Origin of the sequence: uncultured Microbulbifer sp., from assembly GCF_913055755.1 — a bacterium.
In the GTDB taxonomy this organism is placed as follows: Bacteria; Pseudomonadota; Gammaproteobacteria; order Pseudomonadales; family Cellvibrionaceae; genus Microbulbifer.
On sequence record NZ_CAJXKH010000006.1, the window covers coordinates 64,644 to 72,773 of the forward strand.

Here is an 8,130-nt window from a genome sequence, read left to right on the forward strand (position 1 = left end):
GTTTTTTGGGCAGAACCAACCTCGCTACATCAGTCGAACACGAATCTCTGGACGATCCCGCTGGTGTCTACCGGCTCCCCGTTTACAAAGCGGGGGCGGAATTTTGCGCGCTTCAGTACATTGCGCACCCGGGAGCGGATACTGACCTTATCTTCTGGCGCGGCGTTGAGAATCTTGATATTGCGCGCCTTGCCGAACGCGGTGACGTCATAGGAAACGGTGACGTAGGAATGCGCCAGCACCTCCCTATCCTCGTCCAGCAGTGGCAGTGCCGGTAGCGCTGCCGGACGTCCAAAGATCTCATCGATTTCTTTATTGGTGGCGCCGTTGTCCCACAGCGCCTGATAGGCCTCGCCATAGGTTTCGCGGGCCGAGTGCCACTTGTTGAACATCATGTACCAGTCACCCAGTTCCACTTTCGCCTTGGCGGATGCCGCTGGCGGGGACTGCGGATTTTTCTGGTAGACATTCATGATCCGTGTGATTGCGGACTTGCCGGAGCTGAAGCTGTTCATGCGGTAGTGGTCGAGCTGCGCGCGGTTTTCCGAATCCATTGGCGAGCCGTTGAAACTGGTGTTGACCACCACCGCTTGCTGCGGCTCGCCGGCATAGGTTGCCAGGTAATAATTAGTGGCTTTAAGGCCGCGCAGCGCGTCCACCAACCGCAGGTCGTTGGCGCCGAAATTGTGCGAGATAATATCCACCGCCAGCGCGTATAAATTGGTGGCGCTGATCAGGTGCTCGAACAGCGTTGCGCCCTTTTCATCGATATACGCCTGCAGGTGCCAGCTGCTCAGCTGATTGATGATCGGCAGCATGCGGGGATCTTTTTCACCGAAATTTTTGGCGTGCAACCAGAACAGGTATTCCTGGTTGTCATTGGCGTCTTCCCACTCGTTCAGTGCGATCTGACTGTCGATCATGCGTTCGATCATCGGCACCTGATTGAGGGAGTAAAGCCCCTCATTGACGCGGTTGATCAGCATCGCACGGCGGAACTGGGAAATGGCCTCTTCGTGTGCACCGGCCCGCTGCAATGCTGCACCGAGCCCCAGTAGTTGTTCATCGATACCGGCGCCGTAAGCACCGTATTCTGCTTCCATGTCTTCGATACGTTGACGGTATTCATCAGCTGCCCTGGAAGGTGTGAGTTGGCGCTTGGGCTTTTCCAGGGGCTTGGATGCGGCTTCTATATAAGCCGCCGGGGGCGCGAGAGAGTCGTCCTCAATTGTCGATAATTCCTGGGCCGTTACAGAGCCACACAGCAGAGCTGAGGCTGTAAACTTCAAGCCGATAGCAATTGCGTTGCTGATTTCTGTCTGTGTCACGGTAGAACCACTTCCATTCCATGTTGTGTTGACCCGTCCCGACCGCTGTTAGGGTCGGTAGCCGAGCACGAGTTCCGGCGCCCTGAAAAAAGACGCGCGGATCTTCTCTCCCTGAAGTGTGGTTCGTTCACTTTCCTGCCGGTTTTCCGGGTATGTGTGTGTTACCGGACTTTGGTGACGCGGGAATTTCTGCTGGCCATGCTTTGGCATGGGTTTCCCTTGCAATTGGCGAGCACCGTCCGTGTATTTTGAGTATAGCCAACGAATTTTCCCGCCTTTGTTTTTTGCAGAGGTCTGTGCCGCCAATGAAAAAGGCGTGAGGCGACTGGGGGAATGCCTGCGGGTTTTTCCCAGTCTGGCAGCTTCACCGCGGGCGGCGATGAAAAGGGCGCTGCACCGGATCATATGGATGACAGTTCTTGCTCAGGGCGGAAGGTGGGGCCGGTGTATGGGTTGGCGCGCTGGCTAGAATGAACGGGTGAATCAAGTGCTGACTCCACTGCCTGGGCGGGTCATGGAAAGTGGTGAATGAGGTGGTTTGCGGCTTGGGGCGGATGTTTGTCCTAGTGCTTTCGTAAATATGTCGAATGAGTTGCGCCATTTAAGCGTGGTTTGGTAGGGGTGTTTGGATTATGCGTCGCAAAGCGCCATAATCCCCGGGTTAGTGAATTCCTGTGCTTTGTAAATGGGAGAGCTTTGTGAGCATAACAATACAACCGGAAGCCATTACCAGCCTGCGCGGGTTTGAGCTGCCGGAGCGGCTCGGTTTCGGTACGGTGATGGCACCGGTCATGTTCCGCGCCAGGTATCAGGATGGCCGCTGGAGCGATGGTGAACTGGTGCCCTATGGCCCGCTGGCGTTGGATCCGGCCGCCAAGGTATTGCACTACGCCCAGTCCTGCTTCGAGGGGATGAAGGCGTACCGCGGCGATGGCGGCGTGAGCCTGTTTCGCCCCGAGCGCAACGCCGCGCGTATGGAACACTCCGCTCGCAGGTTGTGTATGCCGCCGGTGCACGAGTCGCTGTTTCTCGACGGGGTGCGCACGGTTGCCGCCTACTGCGCCAATCTGATTCCGGCAAACAGCGGTGAGTCCCTGTATATCCGGCCTTTCCTGATCGGCACCCAGCCCGATCTGTCAGTTACCGCCAGCAGGGCTTACGAATTTTACGTAATAGCCAGCCCTTCCGAGGCCTACCATGCGGGCAATATGCGCCTGTGGGTGGAGCGGGAGGATTCCCGGGCTGCAGTTGGCGGTACCGGGGACGCCAAAGTAGGGGGCAATTACGCCGCGTCCCTGCTCAGTGTCGCGCGTCTCAAGGAACGCGGTTACGACCAGTCCCTGTGGCTGAACCCCGGTAACCGCCACACGGTGGATGAGCTTTCCGGAATGAATTTTTTTGCCGTGATGGACGGCGCGCTGCACACGCCGGCACTGAACGGCTCCATTCTCGAAGGCATTACCCGCGATTCCATCCTGGCCCTGGCGAGGGACATGGGTATCGAGGTACACGAGCGGGAAATAGACATTGACGACCTGCTGAAACTGGTGGAGTCCGGAACCTGTAACGAGGCGTTCGCCTGCGGCACTGCGGCAATCGTGAGTCCGATCAGCGAACTGGGCGACGGCGACAGGCGCTACACGTTGCGCCAGGCACCGGGCCCAGTGGCGGAACGTCTGCGCGCCGCGCTACTGGATATCCAGGAGGGACGCGCCGAGGACCGTTTCGGCTGGATGCAGCCAGTGGAGCTGGTGGTGCCGTGATCCGGGACTGAGCCGGCGGTAGCGTTTGCGAAGAAGTCGTGATCGCTGCCTCGGGACCGTGACCCGGAGTGCCAATTCGAGTGGTTAAGTAGCACTCATGGAAAAAGGCTGTTTCCACTGGAAACGGCCTTTTTTTTGTTGCGTGTTTTTCTCCCGGCGCGTTGACTTGAGTGACCGAAGTGTTACAACTGACGGTGAACAATAAAATACTGGAACTTTGGGAAAGGCCTTCGGCGGTATCCCTCACTTTGACAAGTCGTATCCAGATCAATTTGAGAGTTTAATGAGGCTCTCCCTCCCACCTGCAGTCGCAGGCCGGGAAGTTCCTCGTAGTGAGGAGAACGGGAATGCTGAATCATCTCTATGGCCTGATGGTGCAACCGCGCCGGCAGTGGCAGGATATTGCCGGTTTGTCTGAAAAGAATATCAACCGTCAGATTCCTTACGTCATTATCCTGGCGTTTTTACCTGCGCTGGCCTGGTATTTCGGTACCACGGAAATAGGCTGGAGTATTGGCGGTAGTGACCAGGTGCGCACCCTGACCAGTCAGAGTGCCCTGTCACTGGTCGCGGTGTTTTACATCACCATGATCCTCGCGGTGATTGCGGTGGGTTTTTTCATTCACTGGATGGCAAAAACCTACGGGGCAAAATCCCACCCGATGAAAGGCATGGTGATTGCCGGGTTTACCGCAACCCCCATTTTCATCGCCGGTGTTGCCGGTCTCTATCCGGTTTTGTGGCTGGATATCCTGCTCGCCACCACCGCAGTCGCTTACTCGGTCTACCTGCTTTATCTCGGTATCCCCATCGTGCTGAATGTTTCCGAGGAGCGGGGCTTCCTGTTTGCCAGTGCGGTTGTGACCGTGTGTCTGGTGATGGCCGTGGTGGTGATGGTGGCGACGGTGCTGTTCTGGAGCTACGTGGCGGCACCGGTATTTCAGCACTGACCGGGCCTACTTAGTCAGGTATTAGCCCGATACCAGTCGGGTAAAAAAAGCTGCGCAGCGACCCGGTCGCTGCGCAGCTTTTGTATTTCCCGAGATTGGTTTTTGCGTATGGATCACTAGGGCTTGTAGTGGTACTCCAGCTGGTAACCATTGGCCAAAAGCTGCTGTGCCGATTTTTCCCTGCCGGGATCCAGCTCGATCATCGCAATCGCACGTACCACCGGTTTGGGGGCCAGTTCCATGCAGTGCATTTTCATCGCCTGAATATTGCGGTCCTCACTGATGACCGCGTGCTCCACTATCTGCAGTAGCAGTGTGTCCCCCGCATTGCGCAGGGAGAGACCGGGGCCGCTGGGGAGGGAGACCTGATACTTCATCGCCCCCCAGCTGCCGTCGCAGCGGATGGCGTCGTAGGTCTGGATGCCACCGCTCGCTGCGCTGGTCAGGGCGCCGGACTCGAAGTATTCGAATCCGTCCTGCAACTCCTGCACCAGCCGATATTCCTCCCCATCTGACGTCAATCGTACCTCCAGCTCCGCCGCCTGGGCTGTGCCGATACAGCCACAGAGTAACAGGGCGGCGCCTGCAAGCCGCCGCGTGGGGTTATTCGGGGAAGTCCGGTCCATGAACACCCTTGTATGTGGAAGAATTTGGGAAAAATTACTCCTCACCGGCAGGCGGGGCAAGGTACTGGCGGCAAAGGGCGCAAAAATCGACCGATCGGTCTCAAAAAGAGTTGGTTAAATTGAGACATCGGTCAGGCTCCCTTATTGCTGGCGTGCAGGTGATTGGATAATATTCGAGCGATCACGGCACGTATTTTGTGCGCCCCTTAATTGGTACGTGGGTACCAGTTTGCGCATGGGGCGGGGATGTCGGCCGTGCGCTGTCCGCTTTCAACAAGTGGATCGCCTGTGAGCTGCTGCGCTTGCTCCTTCGCCGGTCGGGCCAGGTGCTGTGGTTGAATACAAGAATCAAAACGAATAACGACCTTGGATTGGGAGATTCAATGAAAACTACCGCTAAACTCGGCGTAGTTCTGCTAACCGCCCTGGCTGCAGCCTGTTCTCAGCAAAACGACTCCGCAAACAGCGCGGATACCACTGCGGCACCTGCGACCGCGGACTTTCAAAAGCAGTTGCTGAAGCAGCTGATTCAGGCCCAGCCCGGAGATGTGATCGAAATCCCCGAAGGCAAATACAGCCTGAACCGCAGCCTTTCCCTCAACGTGGATGGGGTGACCATTCGCGGCGCCGGTATGGATAAAACCATTCTCTCGTTCAAGGACCAGATTCAGGGGGCGGAAGGCCTGCTGGTCAGTGCCAGCGATTTCACCATTGAGGAGCTGGCTATCGAGGACACCATCGGTGATGCCCTCAAGGTGAATGAGGGAGAAAACATCATCATCCGCAACATCCGTGTGGAATGGACCAACGGCCCGGCGACGGAAAATGGCGCTTACGGTATTTACCCGGTACAGACCCAAAACACACTGGTGGAAGGTACTGTGGCAATTGGTGCATCCGATGCGGGCATCTACGTGGGCCAGTCACGCAATGTTATCGTGCGCAACAACCGCGCAGAATTTAACGTTGCGGGTATCGAAATCGAGAACACCATCGGCGCCGACGTTTACGACAATGTGGCCACCAACAATACCGGCGGTATTCTGGTGTTCAATATGCCCAACCTGCCGCAGCCGGGCCACAGTACCCGGGTCTACAACAACCGCGTGTTCAAGAACAACACCGAAAACTTTGGCCATGAAGGCACCCCGGTAGCGGCCGTGCCGGCCGGCTCCGGTGTGGTGATCAACTCCAACGACAATGTGGAGATTTTTCAAAACGATATTGCTGATAACGACACCGCGAATATCATCGTGAGCAGCTACTTCTCTGCCGGTTATTACAGCGATAAATCCACCCAGGTGAATTTCGATCCCTACCCGGAAGGTATCTACATCTACGACAACCAGTTTACCGGTGGTGGCGATGCGCCGGACCACATGGAACTGAAAGCGCTGAAGATTGCCAAGTTTGGTCTCGGTGGCAGCCTGCCGGACATTCTGTGGGACGGCGCCATCGACGAGAAAAAGTTTGTTGATGGCCAGCTGCCGGAGAACCTCAAACTGTGCATCGACAACAAAGATGTCGGCATCATCAATGTGGATGTAAAGGGCAATTATGAAAATATCACCACCGATATTTCTGCCCATCAGTGCAGCTTGAAAAAGCTGTCGCAGATCGTCCTGGATTTTGACCAGCCTCAGGAAGAGCAGAACGCTAACACCGAGGTTGCTGATGCGTAAGTGGTATTGGGGCGCGGTACTGGCCCTGGTGCTGACGGGGTGCGATGCGCCCCGTCAGCAAGTCACAGTACACGAACGGAATGCAGTGCCGGACAACCTGAGTGCCTGGCACGTGGTAGAGGCCATCGACGGTGAACTGCAGTTGAATGAACGGGTCGTTCCCTACGACCTCAATACCGCACTGTTTACCGATTACGCGCACAAACTGCGCACGGTGTGGATGCCCGAGGGTAGCAGTGCCGGATACGGTGAAGAGGATTTCGACTATCCGGTTGGTACCGTGATCAGCAAGACCTTCTATTACCCGCTGGGTGAAGACGGCAAGGTTGTACGTACCGATGACTACAGCAACGACTTTGCCGGTTCCGGTCTCAACCTGTCGAAGGTCAGACTGCTGGAAACGCGAATTCTGGTAAAGCGCGCGGACGGCTGGCAGGCACTGCCCTATGTGTGGAACGAGCAACAGACCGAAGCGACGCTGGAGATCGCCGGCGATGCCAAGCGCCTGCAGCTGGTGAGCGCGGATGGCACCGAGCAGGGCTTTACCTATGTGGTGCCGGACGCAAACCAGTGCTCCGGCTGTCACGCCGACAACCACACCAAGAAAGCGGTGCGGCCGATCGGCCCCCGCGCCCGTCACCTGAACAAGGACTACGCCTACCAGTCCGGCAGCCAAAACCAGCTGCTCTACTGGCAACAGGTGGGGTTCCTGAGCGGCTTGCCGGAGATGGCCGGGGTGCCGAGCAATGTCGACTACAAAGACGAATCGGTTTCACTGGAGGAGCGGGCGCGCTCCTACCTGGATATCAACTGCGGTCACTGCCACAACCCCAGTGGTGCCGCGGATACTTCCGGGCTGATGCTGGCACACAACGAGCGGGATATGCGGCGTCTCGGCGTATGCAAGCCGCCGGTGGCGGCGGGTACCGGTTCCGGGGACCGTCTGTTTGCGATTGTGCCGGGGGAACCGGAAAAGTCCATCCTCAACTTCCGTGTCGAATCCACCGATCCGGGTGCGATGATGCCGGAACTGGGCAGAAGCCTGGTGCACGAGGAAGGTACCGAGTTGCTGCGGCAGTGGATCGCCGCGATCCCGGGTAACTGCTCCTGATCGGCGGTTAGTGCAATAGTTCCGGTACCGGCCCGGCACCAGGTGCCGCCGGTACCGGTGCCAGCGCGATCTGGGGTTGCGGCAACAGCAATGGCCAGTAAAACGCGCTGGCAAACATATTCGGCGCCTGCAGGATCAGACTTTGTTCAATCGTCTTTCTGCGCTGGTAATCTTCAAGTAGCGCCACATAAGTTCTGAAGCGGGCTTTGATCTTGCGTACATAATCGTATGGCTCCTGCCCCCGCGCGTAGCCGTAGCGGGCCTTCTTGTAATACTTTTTCTCGGACAGCAATAGCATGGCGTTTTCCACGTTATTGAACCACACCTTGCGGTCCCAGCCCTTTTCTTCCGCCAGATCCTGTGCGTCGTAGACGTGACCCAGTCCTGCATTGTATGAGGCCAGAGTGAACCACATCATGTTCTCGGCGGTGATACCTTTATCTTCAAATTTACGGTGCAGCCACTCCAGGTATTTGATTCCCGCGCGCACGCTGGTTTCCGGGTCATACAGGTTTTTCTCCCCAATCTGTTTGCCGGTGTCGGGCATGACCTGCATCAGGCCACGGGCACCTACCCAGGATTTGGCTTTGGGGTTGAAGGTGCTCTCTTGGAACATCTGCGCGACGATCAGGCGCCAATCGAGGTCATAGGTGTTTGCATATTTTTTTAC

7 protein-coding genes are annotated in these 8,130 nt (G+C 57.0%); 4 read left to right on the top strand and 3 right to left on the bottom strand.

Annotated elements, in window-relative coordinates; translation table 11 throughout:
- Positions 1–29: 29 nt before the first annotated feature.
- Positions 30–1,328 carry a hypothetical protein gene (locus QZ511_RS02625; protein WP_295798535.1) on the bottom strand — a complete coding sequence of 433 codons (1,299 nt, stop codon included), beginning with the start codon at positions 1,326–1,328 and terminating at the stop codon, positions 30–32.
- Between the two features lie 698 nt (positions 1,329–2,026).
- On the opposite strand from QZ511_RS02625, the gene QZ511_RS02630 reads away from it, so the two are divergent.
- Positions 2,027–3,091 carry a branched-chain amino acid aminotransferase gene (locus tag QZ511_RS02630; protein ID WP_295798538.1) on the top strand — a complete coding sequence of 355 codons (1,065 nt, stop codon included), beginning with the start codon at positions 2,027–2,029 and terminating at the stop codon, positions 3,089–3,091.
- Positions 3,092–3,438: 347 nt separating this feature from the next.
- Complete coding sequence (locus tag QZ511_RS02635) at positions 3,439–4,041, top strand: Yip1 family protein (RefSeq protein ID WP_295798541.1); 603 nt, start codon at positions 3,439–3,441, stop codon at positions 4,039–4,041.
- Positions 4,042–4,157: 116 nt separating this feature from the next.
- On the opposite strand, the gene QZ511_RS02640 is transcribed toward QZ511_RS02635, so the two are convergent.
- Positions 4,158–4,667 (bottom strand): hypothetical protein, encoded by a 510-nt coding sequence (locus tag QZ511_RS02640; RefSeq protein WP_295798544.1) that lies wholly within the window; start codon positions 4,665–4,667, stop codon positions 4,158–4,160.
- Between the two features lie 383 nt (positions 4,668–5,050).
- Between QZ511_RS02640 and QZ511_RS02645 the strand changes: the two genes are divergently transcribed.
- The gene (locus QZ511_RS02645; RefSeq protein WP_295798547.1) at positions 5,051–6,349 is read left to right on the top strand and encodes a parallel beta-helix domain-containing protein; all 1,299 of its coding nucleotides are present in this window, start codon (positions 5,051–5,053) and stop codon (positions 6,347–6,349) included.
- Positions 6,342–7,460 carry an SO2930 family diheme c-type cytochrome gene (locus QZ511_RS02650; RefSeq protein ID WP_295798548.1) on the top strand — a complete coding sequence of 373 codons (1,119 nt, stop codon included), beginning with the start codon at positions 6,342–6,344 and terminating at the stop codon, positions 7,458–7,460. The genes QZ511_RS02645 and QZ511_RS02650 overlap by 8 nt, the downstream gene beginning before the upstream one ends.
- 7 nt (positions 7,461–7,467) lie before the next feature.
- Here the strand turns inward: QZ511_RS02650 and QZ511_RS02655 are convergent.
- A partial coding sequence (locus tag QZ511_RS02655) for a transglycosylase SLT domain-containing protein (RefSeq protein WP_295798551.1) occupies positions 7,468–8,130 on the bottom strand: 663 nt, incomplete at its 5' end.